The sequence below is a fragment of the Synechococcus sp. Minos11 genome (genome assembly GCF_014279855.1).
GTDB lineage: Bacteria > Cyanobacteriota > Cyanobacteriia > PCC-6307 > Cyanobiaceae > RCC307.
Window position 1 is genome coordinate 368,160 of record NZ_CP047953.1, and the last position, 18,711, is coordinate 386,870.

The window sequence follows — 18,711 nt, forward strand, 5'->3', positions numbered from 1 at the left end:
AGAACTAGCGAAAGCTCTTTTGGATCTGTGTTGTGGTTTTTCACGAGGCTGCGCACAGAGGGAAAGCGAAAGAGTGGACGCACCGGAACTGAGTTCCAAGGAGAGTCGTGGTTGTTCGCTGCGGAGTGAACGACGGACACGGCACTTATCCGAACCCTTCGCAAGAAGGCGAGCTGAGGACTGTGGTTTAAGCGCCACGGGACAAGCTGAACACTTTGCGGGTTTGCTATGCAATGACCAATAGGAAGTGTCTACAACGGAGAGTTTGATCCTGGCTCAGGATGAACGCTGGCGGCGTGCTTAACACATGCAAGTCGAACGAACCTTCGGGTTAGTGGCGGACGGGTGAGTAACGCGTGAGAATCTGCCCTCAGGAGGGGGATAACGGCTGGAAACGGCCGCTAATACCCCATATGCCGAGAGGTGAAATGAATTTCGCCTGAGGATGAGCTCGCGTCTGATTAGCTTGTTGGTGGGGTAATGGCCTACCAAGGCAACGATCAGTAGCTGGTCTGAGAGGATGATCAGCCACACTGGGACTGAGACACGGCCCAGACTCCTACGGGAGGCAGCAGTGGGGAATTTTCCGCAATGGGCGAAAGCCTGACGGAGCAACGCCGCGTGAGGGATGAAGGCCTCTGGGCTGTAAACCTCTTTTATCAAGGAAGAAGATCTGACGGTACTTGATGAATAAGCCACGGCTAATTCCGTGCCAGCAGCCGCGGTAATACGGGAGTGGCAAGCGTTATCCGGAATTATTGGGCGTAAAGCGTCCGCAGGCGGCCTGACAAGTCTGCTGTTAAAGCGTGGAGCTTAACTCCATTTCAGCAGTGGAAACTGTCAGGCTTGAGTGTGGTAGGGGCAGAGGGAATTCCCGGTGTAGCGGTGAAATGCGTAGATATCGGGAAGAACACCAGTGGCGAAAGCGCTCTGCTGGGCCATCACTGACGCTCATGGACGAAAGCCAGGGGAGCGAAAGGGATTAGATACCCCTGTAGTCCTGGCCGTAAACGATGAACACTAGGTGTCGGGGGAATCGACCCCTCCGGTGTCGTAGCCAACGCGTTAAGTGTTCCGCCTGGGGAGTACGCACGCAAGTGTGAAACTCAAAGGAATTGACGGGGGCCCGCACAAGCGGTGGAGTATGTGGTTTAATTCGATGCAACGCGAAGAACCTTACCAGGGCTTGACATCCTGCGAACCTCTGGGAAACCGGAGGGTGCCTTCGGGAACGCAGTGACAGGTGGTGCATGGCTGTCGTCAGCTCGTGTCGTGAGATGTTGGGTTAAGTCCCGCAACGAGCGCAACCCACGTCTTTAGTTGCCAGCATTTAGTTGGGCACTCTAGAGAGACCGCCGGTGACAAACCGGAGGAAGGTGTGGATGACGTCAAGTCATCATGCCCCTTACGTCCTGGGCTACACACGTACTACAATGCTACGGACAAAGGGCAGCAAGTTCGCGAGGACAAGCAAATCCCATAAACCGTGGCTCAGTTCAGATCGTAGGCTGCAACTCGCCTACGTGAAGGAGGAATCGCTAGTAATCGCAGGTCAGCATACTGCGGTGAATACGTTCCCGGGCCTTGTACACACCGCCCGTCACACCATGGAAGTTGGCCACGCCCGAAGTCGTTACTCCAACCCTCTGGGAGGAGGACGCCGAAGGTGGGGCTGATGACTGGGGTGAAGTCGTAACAAGGTAGCCGTACCGGAAGGTGCGGCTGGATCACCTCCTAACAGGGAGAACCAACCTCAAATGATGATCACCACTTTTTAGTGATCCATTTGACTGTTCATTCCTAAGGTCGATCGGTACCTCAGTGAGTGATAATCACTCATCTCGGTCCTTAAGCTTGTCTAGGTCACCACCCCTTAGCTGATAAGCTTTGTGGGATGGGCCCGAGAGGGTTCCTGGGCCATTAGCTCAGGTGGTTAGAGCGCACCCCTGATAAGGGTGAGGTCCCTGGTTCAAGTCCAGGATGGCCCATCGGGATTGGGGGTTTAGCTCAGCTGGTAGAGCGCCTGCTTTGCAAGCAGGATGTCAGCGGTTCGAGTCCGCTAACCTCCATTAGTCTTGATAATGGAACTGTGGCGCAGGGTGACTTAGAAGGATGTTGGTGATTCCAGCCTCGTTTGATTCTTGATTCAAGTTCAAACGATGCTGGGCTCAGCAATGGGTTCAGCAAGAACCTTGACAACTGCATAGGTAAGTCTGGAAATAAAGCATCTCACAGAGATGATCCAGGCATGAAGTGATCCACGTTACGGCGTGATTTGCTTGATGTTTGGTTCAACAATTCTGGAGAAAAGCCGAGTCCTGAATCAATTTGATCAGGAACAAAATGGTCAAGCTACAAAGGGCTCACGGCGGATACCTTGGCACACAGAGGCGATGAAGGACGTGGTTACCTGCGATAAGTCTCGGGGAGCTGGAAACACGCTTTGATCCGGGAATTTCCGAATGGGGCAACCCCTTGTACGGCCAGCTGAATACATAGGCTGGCGCGAGCCAACCCAGCGAACTGAAACATCTTAGTAGCTGGAGGAAAGGAAAGTAAAAACGACTCCCTCAGTAGCGGCGAGCGAACGGGGAAGAGCCTAAACCGATGGTTTCGACCATCGGGGTTGTGGGACAGCAACGTGGACCAATGAACCTAGAAGAAGCGCTTGAAAGGCGCGCCAGAGAGGGTGAAAGCCCCGTATTCGAAAGGGAATTTGGCCTAGCTGTATCCCGAGTAGCACGGAGCACGTGAAATTCCGTGTGAATCTGCGAGGACCACCTCGTAAGGCTAAGTACTCCTGTGTGACCGATAGCGAAACAGTACCGCGAGGGAAAGGTGAAAAGAACCCCGGGAGGGGAGTGAAATAGAACATGAAACCGTGAGCCTACAAGCAATGGGAGTCCGACTCATCGGATGACCGTGTGCCTGTTGAAGAATGAGCCGGCGACTTATAGGCACTGGCAGGTTAAACCGGGAATGGTGGAGCCACAGCGAAAGCGAGTCTGAATAGGGCGTTAGTCAGTGTTTATAGACCCGAACCCGGGTGATCTAACCATGGCCAGGATGAAGCTTGGGTAATACCAAGTGGAGGTCCGAACCGACTGATGTTGAAAAATCAGCGGATGAGCTGTGGTTAGGGGTGAAATGCCAATCGAACCCGGAGCTAGCTGGTTCTCCCCGAAATACGTTGAGGCGTAGCGTCTGATGCTCCAGCAGGGGGGTAAAGCCACCGTTTCGGTGCGGGCTGCGAGAGCGGTACCAAATCGAGACGAACTCTGAATACCCTGTGTGTAGTCAGGCAGTCAGACTGTGGGGGATAAGCTCCATGGTCGAGAGGGAAACAGCCCAGACCGCCAGCTAAGGTCCCAAAATTACCGCTGAGTGATAAAGGAGGTGGGATTGCATAGACAACCAGGAGGTTTGCCTAGAAGCAGCCATCCTCAAAGGAGTGCGTAATAGCTCACTGGTCGAGCGATCCTGCGCCGAAAATGAACGGGGCTAAGCGGTATACCGAAGCTGCGGATTTATGGTAGGGGAGCGTTCTATGTGGGGCGAAGCGTTAGCGTGAGCGGGCGTGGACTGCATAGAAGTGAGAATGTCGGCTTGAGTAGCGAAAACATGGGTGAGAATCCCATGCCCCGAAACCCTAAGGGTTCCTCCGGCAGGCTCGTCCGCGGAGGGTTAGTCTGGACCTAAGGCGAGGCCGAAAGGCGTAGTCGATGGATAACAGGTCAACATTCCTGTACCGGTTATGTTTTGGGAAGAGGGACGGAGAAGGCTAGCCAAGCCAGACGTTGGTTACTGGTTCAAGCGTTCGAGGCGTTGAGGAGCGGTGAAAACGTTCCGAGCTGAGGCGTGAGTACGAGCTCCTACGGGAGCGAAGTTGGTGATGTCATGCTTCCAAGAAAAGCTCTATACCCGTTAAGGCATAACTGCCAGTACCCGAAACCGACACAGGTGGGGTGGTAGAGAATACCGAGGGGCGCGAGGTAACTCTCTCTAAGGAACTCGGCAAAATGGCCCCGTAACTTCGGGAGAAGGGGTGCCACCGCAAGGTGGTCGCAGTGAAGAGGCCCTGGCGACTGTTTACCAAAAACACAGGTCTCCGCTAAGTCGCAAGACGATGTATGGGGGCTGACGCCTGCCCAGTGCCGGAAGGTTAAGGAAGCCGGTCAGCGTAAGCGAAGCTGGCGACTGAAGCCCCGGTGAACGGCGGCCGTAACTATAACGGTCCTAAGGTAGCGAAATTCCTTGTCGGGTAAGTTCCGACCCGCACGAAAGGCGTAACGATCAGGGCGCTGTCTCGGAGAGAGGCTCGGCGAAATAGAATTGTCTGTGAAGATGCGGACTACGTGCACCCGGACAGAAAGACCCTATGAAGCTTTACTGTAGCTTGGTATTGTGTTCGGTCTCTGAATGCGCAGGATAGGTGGGAGGCATTGATGATTAGCTCGTGGGTTAATTGGAGCCACTGGTGAGATACCACTCTTTCAGAGATAGAATTCTAACTTTCACCCGTTATCCGGGGAGAGGACAGTATCAGGTGGGCAGTTTGACTGGGGCGGTCGCCTCCTAAAAGGTAACGGAGGCGTGCAAAGGTTCCCTCAGGCTGGTTGGAAATCAGCCGACGAGTGCAAAGGCAGAAGGGAGCTTGACTGTGAGACCTACAAGTCGAACAGGGACGAAAGTCGGCCTTAGTGATCCGACGGTTCTGTGTGGAAGGGCCGTCGCTCAACGGATAAAAGTTACTCTAGGGATAACAGGCTGATCTCCCCCAAGAGTTCACATCGACGGGGAGGTTTGGCACCTCGATGTCGGCTCATCGCAACCTGGGGCTGAAGTCGGTCCCAAGGGTTGGGCTGTTCGCCCATTAAAGCGGTACGCGAGCTGGGTTCAGAACGTCGTGAGACAGTTCGGTCCATATCCGGTGCACGCGCAAGAATATTGAGAGGATTTCTCCCTAGTACGAGAGGACCGGGAGGAACGCACCTCTGGTGTGCCAGTTATCGTGCCAACGGTAAACGCTGGGTAGCCATGTGCGGAGTGGATAACCGCTGAAAGCATCTAAGTGGGAAGCCCACCTCAAGATGAGTATTCTCATGGGGTAACCCAGTAAGGTCACGGGAAGAACACCCGTTGATAGGCTCTACGTGGAAGCGCGGCAACGTGTGAAGCGGAGGAGTACTAATAGACCGAGGGCTTGACCATCACTTGGCCCTCCATGTGAGATGTTTTTTCCAGAGCTCAGTTCTTTGAGCTGAGTACCCTATGCAGTTCTCAGGGTTCTTCCTGGGAATTTCTATCCTGGTGTTCATGGCGCAGTGGTCCCACACCGATCCATCTCGAACTCGGTTGTGAAACGCTGCAGCGGCGACGATAGTTGGGGGGTGGCCCCCCGTGAAAATAGCTCAATGCCAGGTAAAAATTTCCTTTACTTCATCAAAGCCATCCCGTGACGGGGTGGCTTTTTTTGTGTCTATTCGCATGAGCTTGCTTCAACGCGCCAGACATCAATTACAGCTTGCTTGCCAGGTGTGGAATCGCCATGGCTGTGTTGATCTGAGTGCAGCTTTTGCGTTCCATAGTCTCCAATCTTTTTTCCCTTTTTTGTTGGTGTGCCTGGGTGTTGGGGCACGTTTATTCGGGCAAGTTGATGGTGCGAGTGATCAATTACTGGCCGTAGCCGCTGGTGTTTTACCGCCTGGTGGCTTGGAAGTGATGGAAGGAATCTTGCAGCGTTTGGTGAATCAGGGTCAGGTGGCTGAGCAGATTGGTGGTTTGGTCTTAATTTTTAGTGCCAGTAACGCCACGTTGTCGTTGCAGCGTGGGGCTGATCGTCTTTGGTATGGATTGGGGTTGCCTAATGCTGGTGATCAAGCTTGGCATTGGCATCTTCGTCGCTGGTTCTTTCAACGCCTCAAGGCCATTGGGGCTGCTTTGCTACTGGCATTGGTGCTGTTAATTAACCAAATCACCACGCCATTTCGTCTGCTTTGGTCGTCGATGTGGTCGAGTTTGGGTTCATTATCTCCCTGGTTGCCGCAGCCCTGGGAGGTGCCTGCCCGCACCTTGATTTCGGTGCTTGGTAGTTGGTTGGGTGTGGTGATTGCCACCGTGCTGTTGTTTTCTTATTTGCCCAGTCGCCGGCCCAGGCTGGGCTTGCTGTGGCAAGGTTCCTTGCTGGTGGCCACGGGTCTCACCTTGGTGAACCCACTACTGGGAAGGGCTTTGGTCTGGGCTGGCTCCCGCTTTTTGGCCTATGGCCTCGTTGGCGGAATTATTCTTCTCACGCTTTGGATTTGGCTATTGGGCCTGATTTTGTATTTCGGGATGGCTTGGACCGTTGCGTTGACGCAGCGCCGCCAGCCGCAGTTGTTGTTAGCGAATGATGCCCAATCAGCTGAGGCTGATCTCTAGCCCGCAGTATCTGCGTTGATATCAAGAACAACAACATCGACTGGGTCAACGCGTCCATGGTCATCGAGAAAGCGTTTGTATTCCCGTGCCGTGTGCCGCATGGCTTCGCCAGCGGTTCGAATTAACACGGCATTTAAACTTCCGCCCACCAACGCACCGGTGAGCGGAACCAGCCGCCCCAGGCCGAGCCAGCCGCGGCGCGCCAAATGGGTGACTAGCCGCTGCCCCACCAGCCGTTGCAGCATCTGGCTGGCTTCTCTGGAGAGCTGAAGCAGCAACTGGCGAGCAGCGCGCTCACCAAGACGGCTGCCAATCAATCGCACCATTTCATTGACGCCCAAGCCCATGGCTGCCGCCAGCAAAATCGGCCGGTGCTGTTCGTCGTCGAGCTCGACGCCAAAGACTGTGAAAATGGCTGCCGACAGCTCAATTTCGGCGTAGAGGAAATAGAGCAAATCTCCGCCGCCAGCTGGCAGGGTCAACACCCCACCAAGCCCCGCCAGCGCTCCAGTCCCGGCGGTGCGCCACATGGCCCGGCGAATGGCGTGCTCAACCATCCCATCACGCCCCAGGTCCGCGTGTTGCTCCAGTAATTGCCGGCCCCAGTGCACCCCTTGGCTCTGCGCGGTGCGCAGACCCGCTGACACCACTGGTAGATCCAGCAGTTCTGCCATCAGATTCGGTGCAGGCCTGCTCCTAGCCATTGGCGTCTTCAAGTTGCTGCAGGTGGCGCTCCCGCATCAGCAAAAACAGCGGAGCACCGGCGGCAAAGGCAATCAGCATGGAGGCCAGCACCGGCCATTGCAGATGGCGCATCTGCAGCCTGCGCCCCTCCACAATCATCGCCATCACACCGGCGGTGGCCCCAATCACCAAATCCCAGCTCAGGGATTGCCCGGCCGCGGTGGCTCCGGCTTGGGCAATGAATTCGCCTAAGGCAAAGCCGCCGTTCTCTTGGATGAATTGCCAATTGGCCCGTTGCGTCAGCACCGTGCCGCTGACGGTCAGCAGCAGATAGATCAGTTGTCTGCCTTGGCTGCCGTTCATCCTGCCTCCTCTGACCAAGCACTCAGGCTGATGCCATCGGGATCAAGTTTTTGAATGTCTTGGCTCACCTGCTCCAGTTTTTGGCGGCAATGGTTCTCGAGTGCCACGGCTTGGGCGTACAGCTGGGGCAACTCCTCCAAGGGCAGAGTGTCTGATTGCAGCTGCGCTAAGGCCTGTTCAAGCTGCTCCTGCGCTTGGCTGTAGCTGAGGTCTTTGAGGCCTTGATCGGCTTGGCGCTTGGCTTTGGCTGCCATCAGCTCACCTCACTGGTTTCAGGTTGCCACGTCTGCACCGTTAACGACAGAACGCCCTGATGCAGTTGGGCTTCGACGGCATCGCCTGCGCTGAGTGTGCTGCCATCACGCAGCAGCTGGCCTTCGCTGCTGCGCAGCAAGCAGTAGCCCCGTTGCAGCAAGCGTTGGGGCGAGAGCGCCGCGAGCAATTGCCGCTGACTGTGCAACTGCCATTGCCGTCTTTCCAGGTTTCGCTGCAGCAGAGCACGCCGCTGGTCTTGCCTCAATTCTGGGTCCCACTGTCTCAGCTCCTGCTCCAACCGGTGTTGGATGCTGCTGCGCCAATGGCGTCCGCGCTCCTCCAGCAGCTGTTGCTCCTGCTGGCGATCGGGCAGCAGCGCCACCATGGCGGCGGTGGGAGTGGCAGCCCGGTAGTCAGCGGCGAGATCAGCGATCGTCACATCGTCTTCGTGGCCGATGCCACTCACCACGGGCACCGGGCAGCGCAATAGGGCCCGGGCCAAGTCTTCGCCGTCAAAGACGCTGAGGTCTTCGCGGCTGCCTCCGCCTCTGGCGAGCACCACCGCTTCAATGCCGAGCGGTTGCCACTGGGTTTCCAGCTGATCAAACACCGCGCAGATGCGCTTTTCCACATCGCCTTGCACGGGGATCGGCACCACCCGCAGGTTGCAGGCGGGCCAGCGCTGTTTGGCGGTGCGCAGCAGATCGGCCAGTGCTGAGCTGGGAACGCTAGTGAGGATGGCAATGCAGCTTGGCCGTTGCGGTAGCGGACGCCTCAGGGCTGGATCCAGCAAGCCTTCACTCTCGAGCTGCTGTTTCACCTGCTCAAAGCGGCGCAGCACCGTCGAGAGGCTGGGGCGGATGTCGAGGGCTTGCACGCTCAAGCTGGCGCGTGCACCCCAAAAATTCAGCTTGCCAACGACGCGAACGCCGTCGCCATCGTTGGGGCGAAAGCTGAGCCGGGCCACCGTTGAGGCCCAAGCCACAGCTTGGATGGAGGCATCTCCATCGCTGAGGCTGAACCAGAGATGGCCTTTTTTCAGAACGGGTTTAACAACGGCACCATCGACCAAAAAGCGAGGAGCAAAGCCCCGCTCCAGCAACACACCAATGGCTTCATTGAGCTCGCTAACGCTGTAAGCGGGCAGCTCCATTAGTGGGTGAGCTTGCGGTAGCAGAGCCACCACCACAGGCTCAAGGCGCCAGCGGCAACAAACAACACGCGTCCCCAGCTGGTGTCGATCCGGATCAGACCCACGAAGCTGAAGGCCAGGGCACTGCTCAACAGGCGCGAGCCGTCGCGGCGATTGTCAACAAACAGCTTCACGCAGCAGGCCGATCAACGATCACCTTAAAAGGGCACAAAAAAAGGGGGGCCGTGGCCCCCCTTCTTTGGTGACTTCTAGAAGCTTCAGCCGAGGCCCAGCTGGGACAGGATGCCCTGGCCGGTCAGCAGTTCGGTGCCCAGACCGATGACGAAACCCATCATGGCCAGGCGGCCATTCCAGGTTTCAGCGAAGTTCACGAAGCCGAAGCGGGAGGCGTTGGTTTCGGACATGGCTTAAAGGTGTTGTCTTTGCCAAGTGTAACGAATGATTGAGCTTTGTTGAAAGTGCTGTAGGCAACAAAAGATGCGATTGACCGGCATTGACAGGTTGGCCGCCTGGGCCTACTGAGGCAGGGTTTGGCAAGGCCATTGATGCGGGCACAGTTTCAGGCTCAAGTCCAGGCGCCCTTGCCGAGTGCTCCTGAGCTAGTGCTCGTCACCGATCTCGATGGCACCTTGCTGGCCGGCGAGCCAGCGGATCGGCGACGCCTTTATCGCTGGCTGAGTGATTGCCGTGAGCAGGTGCTGCACATCTTTGCCACGGGCCGTGAACGCAGTTCAGTGGCTGAGCTGTTTCAGGCGCCTGAGCATGCTCTGCTCAGGCAGCCCCACCTGGTGATCAGTGATGTGGGCTGCACGGTGGCTTGCGGCGACAGCCTCGAGCTGGTGCCGTTGGTGGTTGATGACATCGAACGTCAGTGGCAACCATTCGCTGAGCAGGTGTTGGCGCTGACCCAAGGGCAGCCGGGGTTGTCCCCCCAGCCAGTGTGCGCGGAACGGCGCCATGCCTTTGATGCCGATCCAGAGCTGATGGATCCAGGCCTGATGCAACGTCTGCGCCAGGTGGGTGTGGATTGTGTGTTCTCCGATGGCCGCTACCTCGACGTTCTGCCCCCAGGGGTGAACAAGGGTTCGACGCTGCAACGCGTGCTGGAGTTGCTGGAGTTACAGCAGGTGCCTGTGGTCGTGGCAGGGGACACCCTCAATGATTTGGGTCTTTTTCAGACCGGTTATGCCGGTGTGATGGTGGGCAACGCCGAAGCTCCCCTGCTGGAGTGGCTGCCCCAACTGCCCAATACTTATCTGGCCAACGGCGCTGGTTGCAGCGGCATCCTCGAAGGCCTGGAGCATTTCGGCTTTGGCGGGCTGCTGGCTCAAGGGGCCTCGTGAGCGACAGCGCCCAGTGGTTGGGCTTTACGGCAGCAGCCCTCACCACCAGCAGTTTTTTCCCGCAAGCCTTGAAAACCTTGCGGACCAATGAAACCGCAGGGATCTCGCTGCGGATGTACTTGCTCTTCACCTCAGGCGTCAGTGCCTGGGCGGTCTATGGATTGTGGGTTCAAGACTGGCCCGTGTTTTGGGCCAATGTTGTGACGCTGCTTCCAGCAGCAGCGGTCTTGGAGAGAAAAGTGAGGGCGAGCCTGTCTTCAGCCGGCAATCGACAACGCCAGGGCGAAAACCGCTGAGCTCAGGAGGCCCAAAGCGGCAAGGAGGCGAATTAAGCCTCCACCAGCAGCGACGGAAAACATAAAGAGAACCTAAAGGTCGCAATGATTCCGTTGTAGCGCTCTTGGTTGGCTGGCGCCGTAGCTGTTCGCACCCCGTTTCAAATGGTTGGAATGCGCAACATTTCAGCGCGTCAGCGCACGTGGCGCGTGCCATCCACTGGGTGATACGCCTCGCCGGTGGTTTCTTCGTAAACAATCGCCGGGAGCCCTGTTTCAAACATGGTTTGCAGGGCTTCTTTGAGGTAGGGGTTCCAGCCGCCGGTCGACACCTTGCCGTGGCGCACCGTCCAATCCCAGGTTCCTTGTAGATCACGGGGGATGCGCCCTTCGCGGTCGCGGCGGGCCACCAGATCCTGGGATTCCACGATGCCCACCAGGATGGGGTCTTTGCCGTAGGCCGGCGTCAGTGTGAGCTCCAGGCGCACGGGGTCATCTTTGACCAGCTTCAGGCGAAAGCGAGGAGGCAACTTGACGGCCTTAAGAACAGCGAGCACCACTCGGGTGCGTGGATCGGCTTGGCGAGCTCCTGCCTGCATCTGAACTGAGGTCCCTTGTCTTCCTAGCTTGCGTGATCATCGGACCCGTCGGCACTGGGCTCAGCCTCAAAGCGCACCGTTAGGAGTTCCTCTTCGGTGATTTGGCCGTTGGCATCCAAGAGCTCGGGGTGCACGTTGGCCGGCGGCTGTACTGATTTCTGCGCCGCACTAAAGCCGCGCCCCATCACCCGAAAAGCCTGCCAGAGCAGCAGCCCCAGACAGGTGAGGTAGAGCAGTGGGAACAGTTGGGTCAAAAGGCCTTCAGCCATTGATCAGTTGTTTCATTGTGCGAGATCAGCCCGGTCACTGGCACAACCAGTCACATCTTGGTGCGTTGCCAGAGGGGCCTGAGCGGTCAACCGTCGATACGGTTTGACGAGTCTTTTGCCCCGATTCATGCGCCGCCAGTTGCCGCTGCTTGCCCTCTCCACGGCTTTGGTGATCGGAACAGCAGCTCAGGCGCCAGCCCGTTTGCCCGTTTCAACCACCAATCGCCAGTCCTTTGTGGCAGAGGCCGTCCGTCAGGCCGGGCCCGCGGTGGTGCGCATCGACACCGAGCGCACCATCACCAGCGCCAGCGCACCAGGCGGAATTCCGCCGGTGTTCTTGATGGATCCGTTGTTTCGTCAGTTCTTTGGTGGCTCCGGTGGCGCCATGCCCGCGCCGCGGCCAAGCCAACGCACTGAACGCGGTCAGGGCACGGGGGTGATCTTTGAGGCTGATGGCTTAATCCTCACCAATGCCCATGTGGTCGAGGGGGCCTCAAGGGTCACGGTGGTTCTGGTGGATGGCCGCACGATGGAAGGCTCGGTCATCGGGGCTGATCCCGTCACCGATCTGGCAGTTGTTCGCGTGGCCGCTTCAGAGCCTCTGCCTGTGGCGCCATTGGGCGATTCCGATGCGGTGGAGGTGGGGGACTGGGCCATCGCGGTGGGGAACCCATTTGGTCTGGACAACACCGTCACCTTGGGGATCATCAGCAGCACCAACCGCAACGCCACCAAGCTCGGGATCACCGACAAGCGCCTTGATTTGATTCAGACCGATGCCGCGATCAATCCCGGGAATTCCGGCGGGCCGCTGCTGAATGCCGATGGTGAGGTGGTGGGGATTAATGCCTTGGTGCGCACTGGCCCTGGCGCCGGCTTGGGCTTCTCGATTCCGATCAACCGGGCGCGATCGATTGCCGATCAGCTGATCCGCAATGGCAAAGCCAGCCATGCTCTGGTTGGTCTGGCTCTCTCCGCTGAGCCCAAGGGGGTGCGGGTGAACTCCGTGATGCCCAACGGCCCAGCCGCTCGCGCGGGGGTGCGGCCCGGCGATCTGGTGCTGAGCGTTGGCGGCGAAGCAGTGCGTGATCCGGCGCAATTCCTGGCTCGTATGGAGCTCTCAGGGGTTGGCAAGCCCCTCAGCCTTGAGCTGCTGCGTGATGGTCAGCGCCGCACTCTGGAGGTGGTGCCGGTGGAGATGGCCAGCATGGCCAGTTGACCCAGAGTCCATAGGCCGGCGTGATCGCTGTCCGTTTGTCAAGGCCCCCAGCTCAATTCGTCTCACAATGAGACCAATCGATTCCACGTTTGTGGCAAGGCAGCGACTGGCTTTGGCTCTATCTCTGCAGGGCAACCGCAGCTGGCTGGCAGCTCGCCGCGCTCAGCTGCTGGAGGAAGGGCTTGTATTGGAGGCTGAGGCGTTGCTGCAGGAATTCCGTGGTTTGGGCCAGCCTGATCAGTTGTTGACCGTGCCGGCGCAGCTTGGTTGATCACTCCCATGGGAGGTCAGGTATGTCATTGAGGTCGTCGTCGCGCACGCTTTCTATCCGTTGCGCTGGATCCCAAAGGTCAAGCGGTCGCTCGCCCAGTTCCTGGTCGGCGTAGCTCGAGGTCGCTGGCTCGTTCAAGGCTGCCCGTGGTTCAACTCTGCTGATCACTCTGCTGGCTGAGCAGCCAGCGGGATGCGGCCCGTTGGCTTTGCCAGGCCTGCAGCAGCTGCTTGGCAATGCCGCGCACGGCAGTGGGATCCATTTCGGCGTCGATAGCGCGATTCATCCGTTCCAGCTCAAAGCGTTGGCCAAGGCTGAGGGCGGCGGCGGAATCCATGGCATCCGTTTAGATGCCACAAACCTTAAAAACTGTTTCAGATGCTTGCGTAGTAAGGGCTACATCTGCTGCTAGTCGGTTTCGGAACCATCACTGATGCGCAGATCTTCCACGCAACGGGTGACGCATTCACCGTCATCCAAGGAGCATTCGGTGATGCACTGGAAATAGGTTTCAACGGCATCCCAGGTCTGCTCGTGCTCGCCTGACCCGGGGATGTAAGAGCAGCTCATCCAGCAACCTCAACGCATCCCGTCAGCGTATGCACACCGAAAAGAGAGGTCCAGAAAGTTGAGTCTTCCTGCCTACAAAGCTGTGAAGTTGTTTGTCGGCGGCCCCTCAGGTGGGACGTTTGCGCCGGCTCTCCGCTTTGGACTTTTGCTTGGCCCGGTTGGCGGCTCGCTTGGCTTCCCGTGCTTCGTCTTCCTCGGCCTGGCGCAGCAGAGCTGCCTCCTCTTCTTTCTTCTCTAGGTAGTAGGCGTAATCGCCGCGGTAGAGCACCAGCTCACCATCGCGGAGTTCCACGATGCGGTTGGCCACGCGGGCGATGAAGGTGCGGTCGTGGCTGACCAGCAGTGCGGCCCCCTCGTATTGCATCAAGGCGTCTTCCAGCATCTGTTTGGCTGGAATATCGAGGTGGTTGGTGGGCTCATCGAGCACCAGCAGATTGCAGGGGGTTAGCAACATCAGTGCCAGGGCGAGGCGGGCTTTTTCGCCGCCGCTCAGCTGGCCCACTTGCTTGAACACCGCGTCATTGCTGAAGCAGAAGCTGCCCAAGAGCGAGCGCACCTGCGTTTGGGTCCAGTCGGGAACCGCCTCGAACAGCGTGTCGATCACGGTTTTCTCGAGATCCAGAGCCTCGGCTTGGTTCTGCTCGAAGTAGCCGGCCTCCACGTTGTGCTCCCCGAGGCGAGCCGACCCTTCACTGGGCTGCTCCAGCCCCATCACCAACCGCAACAGAGTGGATTTCCCGGCCCCATTGGGGCCAACAAAGGCAATGCGGTCGCCCCGCTCCACCTCGAGGTTGGCCTCGAGAAATAAGATGTTGTCGTCGTAGTGGTGCGTGAGGTTGTCGATCAGTGCGATCTGACGACCTGAGCGCGGCGCCGGTGGGAATTGAAATTGCGGCCCCCCGAGCGATTCCACTGGGGCATCAATGCGCTCCACCTTGTCGAGCAATTTCTCGCGGCTTTTGGCTTGTGTGGAGCGGGTGGCACTGGCCCGGAAGCGGTCGATGTAGGCCTGCTGCGCGGCGAGTTCTTTCTGCTGCCGATCAAAGGCCGACTGGCTGGCTTCCCGCTCCAGCACTTTTTGCTCAAGGTGCTGGCTGTAGTTGCCGAGGTAGCTGCGTGAGATCCCGCGCTCGGTTTCGACGATCTGATTGCACACCCGATCGAGGAACGTGCGGTCGTGGCTGATCACCACCAGCGGCACATTGATCTCGGTGAGATAGCCCTCCAACCACTCAATCGTGGCCATGTCGAGGTGGTTGGTGGGCTCATCGAGCAGCAGCAGATCGGGCTCCTGCAGCAGGATCTTGCCCAGGGCGATCCGCATTTGCCAGCCGCCTGAGTAGTCGCCAACGAGGCGCTCAGCTTTGGCCTCGTTGAAGCCGATCGTGGGCAGCAGCTTGTCGATGCGAGCATCCAGCTCGTAGCCATGCAGCCCCTCAAAGCGGGTCTGCAGTCGCCCCAAGTCCTCGATCAGTTCTTGCAGATAGTCGGGGTCTTCCGCGGCTCGTTCGCTGGCCATCGCCTGCTCCACGTGCCCTTGGCGGTTGCGCACCTCGGCCGCCTCGCCAAAGGCCTGAAACAGCTCTTCTCGCACCGTGCGGCGCACATCGACATCAAATTCCTGCTGCAGGAAGACGATGCGAGGGTCGCCCTGCCGGACCACTTGGCCGCTGCTGGGCTCTTCTAAGCCCGCAATGATCCGCAGTTGGGTTGATTTGCCGGCGCCGTTGACGCCCACCAGACCGATGCGGTCTCCGCTTTTGACCTCCCAGGTGACGTCGCGAAGCACCTCCCCGGTGGGGTAGATCTTGCCAACGCGCTCCAGCCGCAGCACCCGGTCTTAAGCATGGGACCGGCAGGACCATACCAAGCGTGCGGCAGGTCAAACTGAAGGCTGTGCTGGCACCCGCACGGTGATGCTCAAGCGCTTGGAAGCGGTCATGGCCTTGGTGGTGACAGCCGGTCTGGCCGTTGTGAGCTATTGGCTGTTCTTCAGTTGGGCCCAAGGCGGGGGCAGTCAGCGAGAGCCGCTCACCACACCGGTTCCCCAGGAGCGCTCCGCCGACTCATAGGCCACCGCGGGCTTTGATCAGCCACTGCCGGGTTGCATCGTCGGCACTGTCGTTGAGGTAATCGCGGATCTCTTGGCGGCTGACGCTCAGCCCCTTGGCTTCGGCAATGGCGACCAATTGATCCAAGGTGCCCTGGGGGTCCTGCAGGGCCTGGCGAAAGAGGGATCGGGTCAGCTGGGCATCGCTGCGCACGATGTCGTAGAGGGCTTGGGCCTGCTCAAAACCCATAGGGCAGAACGCTTTTTTTCAAGCTAGACCCGGCGACCAAACATGCTGCTGACGTAACGGCGTGTGAGGTCGCGTTGCTGGACGCCCTGCTGCAGCAAAAAGCCGGCCAGCGCGGCTTGCATCAGGCGGTATTGATCCCACTGCGGATGGGCCTCGATGAACTGGCTCATGGCCTGGGCGAGGTTGCCGGGCAGGGGGGTCTGGAAGCTCACCATCTGCTCACTACCGGTGCACTCCGCCTGTAAAGCGATTGGCTGGGTGGCGCTGGCAACGGCGGCGGAAAGCATGGAGGTGTTGTGCGCTGGGTGCACTAGTTCGCCACGAGATGGCCGATTCGTCAAAGCGGGCCCGCTGAGGTGGTCGCATGAGTCCCATGGCCGAGATTGACTGCTGCAACTGGCTTGGCTTGCTGGCGCTTCGGTTTGGCTATGGCGCCAGATGTATGACGCAACACTGTCAAGTGAGAACGGGAACACATTGGGTGTTTCCCCAGTTCAGCCGTTGCGGCGGGGGTTTGACCCGTTGGGCTGTGGAAAACCTTCAGCTTGGTTTGGGAAAAGTGCTCCCCGCTGGGGAAAGCTAAAAACGATTAGTGCTGCTGATCAGTGCTGAATTGGGTGCGGAATCTCAGGCCGCCCAGTCTTCGGAGATCTCCATGGCGGAGGCGTCCCGCATGGTGCGTGCATCGAGGCAAAGCACCTTGCGCAGCTTGGCGTAATTCCTTGCCATCGCTGGCCTGCCCTCGCGCGCGGCGCTGAATTCCGCCCGCTGCAACACGTGGTGGAGATGGGTCAGCAAATAGGTACTCATCACAGCGGAGACGAGCACATCGCTCTTGTCAGCGGAGGCGGCCATGGCGGGGATTGCCGGTTCCATCAGCATACGCATGGATACTATCCGTGGCGATCTCAGTACACTTGTGTGTGTGACCGTGTGTGCCTAAGGCCGTGGCGACCCGTCAGACCTCCAGCAGTGGCCGCGCCAAGTCGCCGCGTATTCAGGTGGTGTTGCCAGAAGCGCTTCTCGAGCGCCTGGCGGTGGCGGCAGACCAGGACAGCCGCACGGTCAGCAACATGGCCAAGGTCTTGATTCAGCAAGGCCTCGATCGCTTGCAGGGCGGCGTGCGCCATCAACTCGAGCGTCAGCAGCAGGTGCAGCCCCGTCTGCGTCAGGGCCGGCTGCGGCGGATTCGTTTGCGCGGCGGCTAATTAGGGCTCGGCCACTTGCCCCAGCAGGCCCGCTCGCGCTCCTGTGATCGATGGGGCGCTTCCCGGCAGTCCCAGCTGCCGCCACCAGGCCAGCAGGGCAAAGGCCAGGGCCTCGCGGTGTTGGGGGTTGAGCCCCAAGCTTTCAAAGCTGCGCACCCATAGGCCGCGGCAGCGTGATCTGAGTTGTTGCATCAGGGCTTGGTTGCGGCAGCCGCCCCCGGCAACCAGCATCTCAACCACCGCAGGCCCCCGCTGCAAATCAGCCGCCACCGCCGCTGCGCTCAAGGCCGCCAAGGTGGCCAGGGCATCGGCTGGGTTGATGCTCTCCCCCAGCTCCTCTAGGCGCCGCTGCAGGTCAGGGCGGCCGAAGAGTTCGCGGCCGGTTGATTTGGGCGGCGACTGTTGAAAGAACGGCTCCTGCAGCCAGCGCTGCACCAAGGCTTCGTGCACCTGCCCTTGCAGCGCCCAGCGTCCGCCCTCATCAAAGTGGCTGCTGCCGCCGCTGAAGTGCTCAGCTGCGAGATCTAGCAGGGTGTTGGCGGGCCCGCAGTCCCAGCCCTGAACGGGCTGCTGATCGCGGCCTTGCCCCGGTGGCAGCAGGGTCAGATTGGCGATCCCGCCCAAGTTCAGCAGGGCCCGCCAGCCGCCTTCGGCTGGATAGAGGGCCGCATCGGTCAGGGGAACCAGGGGTGCCCCTTGGCCGCCCCGCGCCAAATCAGCGCTGCGGAAGTCGCTCACCACCGTGCGCTGCAGCCTCTCGGCCAGCAAGCAGGCATCCAGCAATTGCCAGCTGGCGCCGCATTGGCCGGCGTGGGGCGGTTGATGCCAAAGGGTTTGTCCGTGGCAGCCCACCAGGCTGGCTTGGTGTTGGGGGTCGGCCGCGGCGGCGCAGGCCGCTTGGGCTTCGCTCACCGCTTGGCGCAGCTCAAGCCACTGCGCTGCCGATAACAAAACCCCCTGCCCCGCATCCAGCAGCTGCTGACGCAAGGGCAGGGGGTAGGGGTGATGGATGGCATTGATGACGCGCCAGGACGGTTGCCTGGGGGCGCCATCAAAACGGGCCAACACAGCATCGACGCCATCGGCGCTGGTGCCACTCATCAGCCCCAGCACCGTGGCGCCCATCCTCAGCGGTTGGGCTGGGGAGTCATGCGCAGATACGGGCGGACTTCGGTGACGCCTTTGGGGAACTTGTTGCGGGCCTCATCGGTGGGGATGGAGGGCACCACCACGCAGTCTTCACCGTCTTTCCAGTTCACTGGAGTGGCCACCTGGTGGTGGTCGGTGAGCTGCAGCGAATCGATGACCCGCAGGATTTCATCGAAGTTGCGGCCGGTGCTGGCGGGATAGGTGATCTGCAATCGCAGCTTCTTGGCTGGGTCGATCACGAACACCGAGCGCACCGTGAGGTTGTTGAGCGCCTTCGGGTGAATCATCCCGTAGAGATCGCTCACGGTTTTGTCCTCATCCGCGAGGATCGGGTAATCAACGACCGTGCACTGGGTTTCGTTGATATCGCCAATCCAGCCCTTGTGGCTCTCAGCAGAGTCAACGCTCAGGGCAATGGTTTTGACGTTGCGCTTATCCCATTCGGCTCGCAGCTTGGCGACGGCACCGAGCTCCGTGGTGCAAACCGGGGTGTAATCAGCGGGGTGTGAGAACAGAACCACCCAGCTATCGCCGGCATAGTCGTAGAAATTGATCGGACCCTGCTGGGAGTCCTGGGTGAAATTGGGAACGGTGTCCCCAAGCTGGAGCGCCATGACTGTGGACAAAGTGTCT

At 59.2% G+C, this 18,711-nt stretch carries 23 protein-coding genes, 2 tRNA genes and 3 rRNA genes; 12 read left to right on the top strand and 16 right to left on the bottom strand.

Going from position 1 to position 18,711, the window contains the following annotated elements; translation table 11 throughout:
• The first annotated feature begins 253 nt into the window (after nt 1–253).
• The 6 genes from SynMINOS11_RS01895 to SynMINOS11_RS01920 all read left to right on the top strand — a co-directional run bounded on the left by SynMINOS11_RS01895 (nt 254) and on the right by SynMINOS11_RS01920 (nt 6,420).
• A 16S ribosomal RNA gene (locus tag SynMINOS11_RS01895) occupies nt 254–1,738 on the top strand.
• 176 nt (nt 1,739–1,914) lie between these two features.
• Nucleotides 1,915–1,988, top strand: a tRNA-Ile gene (locus SynMINOS11_RS01900).
• A gap of 8 nt (nt 1,989–1,996) precedes the next feature.
• Nucleotides 1,997–2,069 (top strand) — tRNA-Ala (locus tag SynMINOS11_RS01905).
• A gap of 276 nt (nt 2,070–2,345) precedes the next feature.
• Nucleotides 2,346–5,211, top strand: a 23S ribosomal RNA gene (locus SynMINOS11_RS01910).
• Nucleotides 5,212–5,306: 95 nt separating this feature from the next.
• A 5S ribosomal RNA gene (gene rrf / locus SynMINOS11_RS01915) occupies nt 5,307–5,423 on the top strand.
• The 16S, 23S and 5S rRNA genes sit together here with 2 tRNA genes alongside, the layout of an rRNA operon.
• 64 nt (nt 5,424–5,487) lie before the next feature.
• A complete protein-coding gene (locus tag SynMINOS11_RS01920; RefSeq protein WP_186549514.1) occupies nt 5,488–6,420 on the top strand; it encodes a YihY/virulence factor BrkB family protein in 933 nt (310 codons plus the stop codon).
• Here the strand turns inward: SynMINOS11_RS01920 and SynMINOS11_RS01925 are convergent.
• From SynMINOS11_RS01925 to SynMINOS11_RS01950, 6 genes are all read right to left on the bottom strand, one after another.
• Nucleotides 6,417–7,094, bottom strand: coding sequence for a hypothetical protein (locus SynMINOS11_RS01925; RefSeq protein ID WP_043736496.1), 678 nt, complete (start codon nt 7,092–7,094; stop codon nt 6,417–6,419). The genes SynMINOS11_RS01920 and SynMINOS11_RS01925 overlap by 4 nt on opposite strands.
• Nucleotides 7,095–7,116: 22 nt before the next feature.
• Nucleotides 7,117–7,467, bottom strand: a complete 351-nt coding sequence (locus SynMINOS11_RS01930; RefSeq protein WP_186549516.1) for a DUF2834 domain-containing protein — start codon at nt 7,465–7,467, stop codon at nt 7,117–7,119.
• Nucleotides 7,464–7,721, bottom strand: coding sequence for an exodeoxyribonuclease VII small subunit (gene xseB / locus SynMINOS11_RS01935; protein ID WP_186549518.1), 258 nt, complete (start codon nt 7,719–7,721; stop codon nt 7,464–7,466). The genes SynMINOS11_RS01930 and xseB overlap by 4 nt, the downstream gene beginning before the upstream one ends.
• Nucleotides 7,721–8,875 (bottom strand): exodeoxyribonuclease VII large subunit, encoded by a 1,155-nt coding sequence (gene xseA, locus SynMINOS11_RS01940; RefSeq protein WP_186549520.1) that lies wholly within the window; start codon nt 8,873–8,875, stop codon nt 7,721–7,723. Before xseA ends, xseB begins: the two co-directional genes overlap by 1 nt.
• Nucleotides 8,875–9,048, bottom strand: coding sequence for a hypothetical protein (locus tag SynMINOS11_RS01945; protein ID WP_011934787.1), 174 nt, complete (start codon nt 9,046–9,048; stop codon nt 8,875–8,877). Before SynMINOS11_RS01945 ends, xseA begins: the two co-directional genes overlap by 1 nt.
• A gap of 84 nt (nt 9,049–9,132) precedes the next feature.
• Nucleotides 9,133–9,279, bottom strand: a complete 147-nt coding sequence (locus tag SynMINOS11_RS01950) for a chlorophyll a/b-binding protein (RefSeq protein WP_011934788.1) — start codon at nt 9,277–9,279, stop codon at nt 9,133–9,135.
• A gap of 141 nt (nt 9,280–9,420) precedes the next feature.
• On the opposite strand from SynMINOS11_RS01950, the gene SynMINOS11_RS01955 reads away from it, so the two are divergent.
• Nucleotides 9,421–10,218, top strand: coding sequence for an HAD family hydrolase (locus tag SynMINOS11_RS01955; RefSeq protein ID WP_050815437.1), 798 nt, complete (start codon nt 9,421–9,423; stop codon nt 10,216–10,218).
• On the top strand, nt 10,215–10,514 hold the full coding sequence (locus SynMINOS11_RS01960; protein ID WP_011934790.1) for a SemiSWEET family sugar transporter: 300 nt from the start codon (nt 10,215–10,217) through the stop codon (nt 10,512–10,514). Before SynMINOS11_RS01955 ends, SynMINOS11_RS01960 begins: the two co-directional genes overlap by 4 nt.
• Nucleotides 10,515–10,687: 173 nt before the next feature.
• Here the strand turns inward: SynMINOS11_RS01960 and SynMINOS11_RS01965 are convergent, their stop codons facing one another.
• Nucleotides 10,688–11,092, bottom strand: a complete 405-nt coding sequence (locus SynMINOS11_RS01965; RefSeq protein ID WP_011934791.1) for a hypothetical protein — start codon at nt 11,090–11,092, stop codon at nt 10,688–10,690.
• 23 nt (nt 11,093–11,115) lie between these two features.
• On the bottom strand, nt 11,116–11,361 hold the full coding sequence (locus SynMINOS11_RS01970; protein ID WP_186549521.1) for a DUF2973 domain-containing protein: 246 nt from the start codon (nt 11,359–11,361) through the stop codon (nt 11,116–11,118).
• 127 nt (nt 11,362–11,488) lie between these two features.
• Here SynMINOS11_RS01970 and SynMINOS11_RS01975 point away from each other — a divergent pair, with 127 nt between their 5' ends.
• Nucleotides 11,489–12,580 carry a trypsin-like peptidase domain-containing protein gene (locus SynMINOS11_RS01975; RefSeq protein WP_186549523.1) on the top strand — a complete coding sequence of 364 codons (1,092 nt, stop codon included), beginning with the start codon at nt 11,489–11,491 and terminating at the stop codon, nt 12,578–12,580.
• A gap of 91 nt (nt 12,581–12,671) precedes the next feature.
• Nucleotides 12,672–12,851, top strand: coding sequence for a hypothetical protein (locus tag SynMINOS11_RS01980; RefSeq protein WP_186549525.1), 180 nt, complete (start codon nt 12,672–12,674; stop codon nt 12,849–12,851).
• Between the two features lie 151 nt (nt 12,852–13,002).
• Here the strand turns inward: SynMINOS11_RS01980 and SynMINOS11_RS01985 are convergent, their stop codons facing one another.
• From SynMINOS11_RS01985 to SynMINOS11_RS01995, 3 genes are all read right to left on the bottom strand, one after another.
• On the bottom strand, nt 13,003–13,188 hold the full coding sequence (locus SynMINOS11_RS01985) for a hypothetical protein (RefSeq protein WP_011934795.1): 186 nt from the start codon (nt 13,186–13,188) through the stop codon (nt 13,003–13,005).
• Between the two features lie 71 nt (nt 13,189–13,259).
• Nucleotides 13,260–13,421 carry a hypothetical protein gene (locus SynMINOS11_RS01990; RefSeq protein WP_186549527.1) on the bottom strand — a complete coding sequence of 54 codons (162 nt, stop codon included), beginning with the start codon at nt 13,419–13,421 and terminating at the stop codon, nt 13,260–13,262.
• Nucleotides 13,422–13,527: 106 nt separating this feature from the next.
• On the bottom strand, nt 13,528–15,255 hold the full coding sequence (locus SynMINOS11_RS01995; RefSeq protein ID WP_011934797.1) for an ABC transporter ATP-binding protein: 1,728 nt from the start codon (nt 15,253–15,255) through the stop codon (nt 13,528–13,530).
• A gap of 82 nt (nt 15,256–15,337) precedes the next feature.
• Between SynMINOS11_RS01995 and SynMINOS11_RS02000 the strand changes: the two genes are divergently transcribed.
• Nucleotides 15,338–15,493 (top strand): hypothetical protein, encoded by a 156-nt coding sequence (locus SynMINOS11_RS02000; RefSeq protein ID WP_011934798.1) that lies wholly within the window; start codon nt 15,338–15,340, stop codon nt 15,491–15,493.
• Here the strand turns inward: SynMINOS11_RS02000 and SynMINOS11_RS02005 are convergent.
• The 3 genes from SynMINOS11_RS02005 to SynMINOS11_RS02015 form a co-directional block, all read right to left on the bottom strand.
• The gene (locus SynMINOS11_RS02005; protein WP_011934799.1) at nt 15,488–15,721 is read right to left on the bottom strand and encodes a hypothetical protein; all 234 of its coding nucleotides are present in this window, start codon (nt 15,719–15,721) and stop codon (nt 15,488–15,490) included. The two genes, SynMINOS11_RS02000 and SynMINOS11_RS02005, sit on opposite strands and share 6 nt — an antisense overlap.
• 23 nt (nt 15,722–15,744) lie before the next feature.
• On the bottom strand, nt 15,745–15,936 hold the full coding sequence (locus tag SynMINOS11_RS02010; protein ID WP_050815512.1) for a DUF2811 domain-containing protein: 192 nt from the start codon (nt 15,934–15,936) through the stop codon (nt 15,745–15,747).
• A 412-nt stretch (nt 15,937–16,348) separates the two neighbouring features.
• Nucleotides 16,349–16,609: a hypothetical protein gene (locus tag SynMINOS11_RS02015; protein ID WP_255445447.1), complete on the bottom strand. Its 261-nt coding sequence runs from the start codon at nt 16,607–16,609 to the stop codon at nt 16,349–16,351.
• A 59-nt stretch (nt 16,610–16,668) separates the two neighbouring features.
• Between SynMINOS11_RS02015 and SynMINOS11_RS02020 the strand changes: the two genes are divergently transcribed.
• Entirely contained in the window at nt 16,669–16,929 is a 261-nt protein-coding gene (locus SynMINOS11_RS02020; RefSeq protein ID WP_186549528.1) for a ribbon-helix-helix domain-containing protein, read from the top strand.
• Here the strand turns inward: SynMINOS11_RS02020 and SynMINOS11_RS02025 are convergent, their stop codons facing one another.
• Nucleotides 16,930–18,054 carry an anhydro-N-acetylmuramic acid kinase gene (locus SynMINOS11_RS02025; protein ID WP_011934803.1) on the bottom strand — a complete coding sequence of 375 codons (1,125 nt, stop codon included), beginning with the start codon at nt 18,052–18,054 and terminating at the stop codon, nt 16,930–16,932.
• Nucleotides 18,055–18,056: 2 nt separating this feature from the next.
• On the bottom strand, nt 18,057–18,692 hold the full coding sequence (locus tag SynMINOS11_RS02030; RefSeq protein ID WP_043737706.1) for a peroxiredoxin: 636 nt from the start codon (nt 18,690–18,692) through the stop codon (nt 18,057–18,059).
• Nucleotides 18,693–18,711 lie beyond the last annotated feature (19 nt).

Bases quoted from the DNA above. Each gene is read 5' to 3' on its own strand.
- SynMINOS11_RS02000 (WP_011934798.1), top strand. From the start codon at position 15,338: ATGCTCAAGCGCTTGGAAGCGGTCATGGCCTTGGTGGTGACAGCCGGT.
- SynMINOS11_RS02025 (WP_011934803.1), bottom strand. From the start codon at position 18,054: ATGGGCGCCACGGTGCTGGGGCTGATGAGTGGCACCAGCGCCGATGGC.
- SynMINOS11_RS02005 (WP_011934799.1), bottom strand. From the start codon at position 15,721: ATGGGTTTTGAGCAGGCCCAAGCCCTCTACGACATCGTGCGCAGCGAT.
- SynMINOS11_RS02030 (WP_043737706.1), bottom strand. From the start codon at position 18,692: ATGGCGCTCCAGCTTGGGGACACCGTTCCCAATTTCACCCAGGACTCC.
- SynMINOS11_RS01925 (WP_043736496.1), bottom strand. From the start codon at position 7,094: ATGGCAGAACTGCTGGATCTACCAGTGGTGTCAGCGGGTCTGCGCACC.
- SynMINOS11_RS01950 (WP_011934788.1), bottom strand. From the start codon at position 9,279: ATGTCCGAAACCAACGCCTCCCGCTTCGGCTTCGTGAACTTCGCTGAA.
- SynMINOS11_RS02015 (WP_255445447.1), bottom strand. From the start codon at position 16,609: ATGCGTATGCTGATGGAACCGGCAATCCCCGCCATGGCCGCCTCCGCT.
- SynMINOS11_RS01970 (WP_186549521.1), bottom strand. From the start codon at position 11,361: ATGGCTGAAGGCCTTTTGACCCAACTGTTCCCACTGCTCTACCTCACC.
- SynMINOS11_RS02010 (WP_050815512.1), bottom strand. From the start codon at position 15,936: ATGGTGAGCTTCCAGACCCCCCTGCCCGGCAACCTCGCCCAGGCCATG.
- xseB (WP_186549518.1), bottom strand. From the start codon at position 7,721: ATGGCAGCCAAAGCCAAGCGCCAAGCCGATCAAGGCCTCAAAGACCTC.
- SynMINOS11_RS01990 (WP_186549527.1), bottom strand. From the start codon at position 13,421: ATGAGCTGCTCTTACATCCCCGGGTCAGGCGAGCACGAGCAGACCTGG.
- SynMINOS11_RS01920 (WP_186549514.1), top strand. From the start codon at position 5,488: ATGAGCTTGCTTCAACGCGCCAGACATCAATTACAGCTTGCTTGCCAG.
- SynMINOS11_RS01965 (WP_011934791.1), bottom strand. From the start codon at position 11,092: ATGCAGGCAGGAGCTCGCCAAGCCGATCCACGCACCCGAGTGGTGCTC.
- SynMINOS11_RS01955 (WP_050815437.1), top strand. From the start codon at position 9,421: ATGCGGGCACAGTTTCAGGCTCAAGTCCAGGCGCCCTTGCCGAGTGCT.
- SynMINOS11_RS01975 (WP_186549523.1), top strand. From the start codon at position 11,489: ATGCGCCGCCAGTTGCCGCTGCTTGCCCTCTCCACGGCTTTGGTGATC.
- SynMINOS11_RS01930 (WP_186549516.1), bottom strand. From the start codon at position 7,467: ATGAACGGCAGCCAAGGCAGACAACTGATCTATCTGCTGCTGACCGTC.
- xseA (WP_186549520.1), bottom strand. From the start codon at position 8,875: ATGGAGCTGCCCGCTTACAGCGTTAGCGAGCTCAATGAAGCCATTGGT.
- SynMINOS11_RS01985 (WP_011934795.1), bottom strand. From the start codon at position 13,188: ATGGATTCCGCCGCCGCCCTCAGCCTTGGCCAACGCTTTGAGCTGGAA.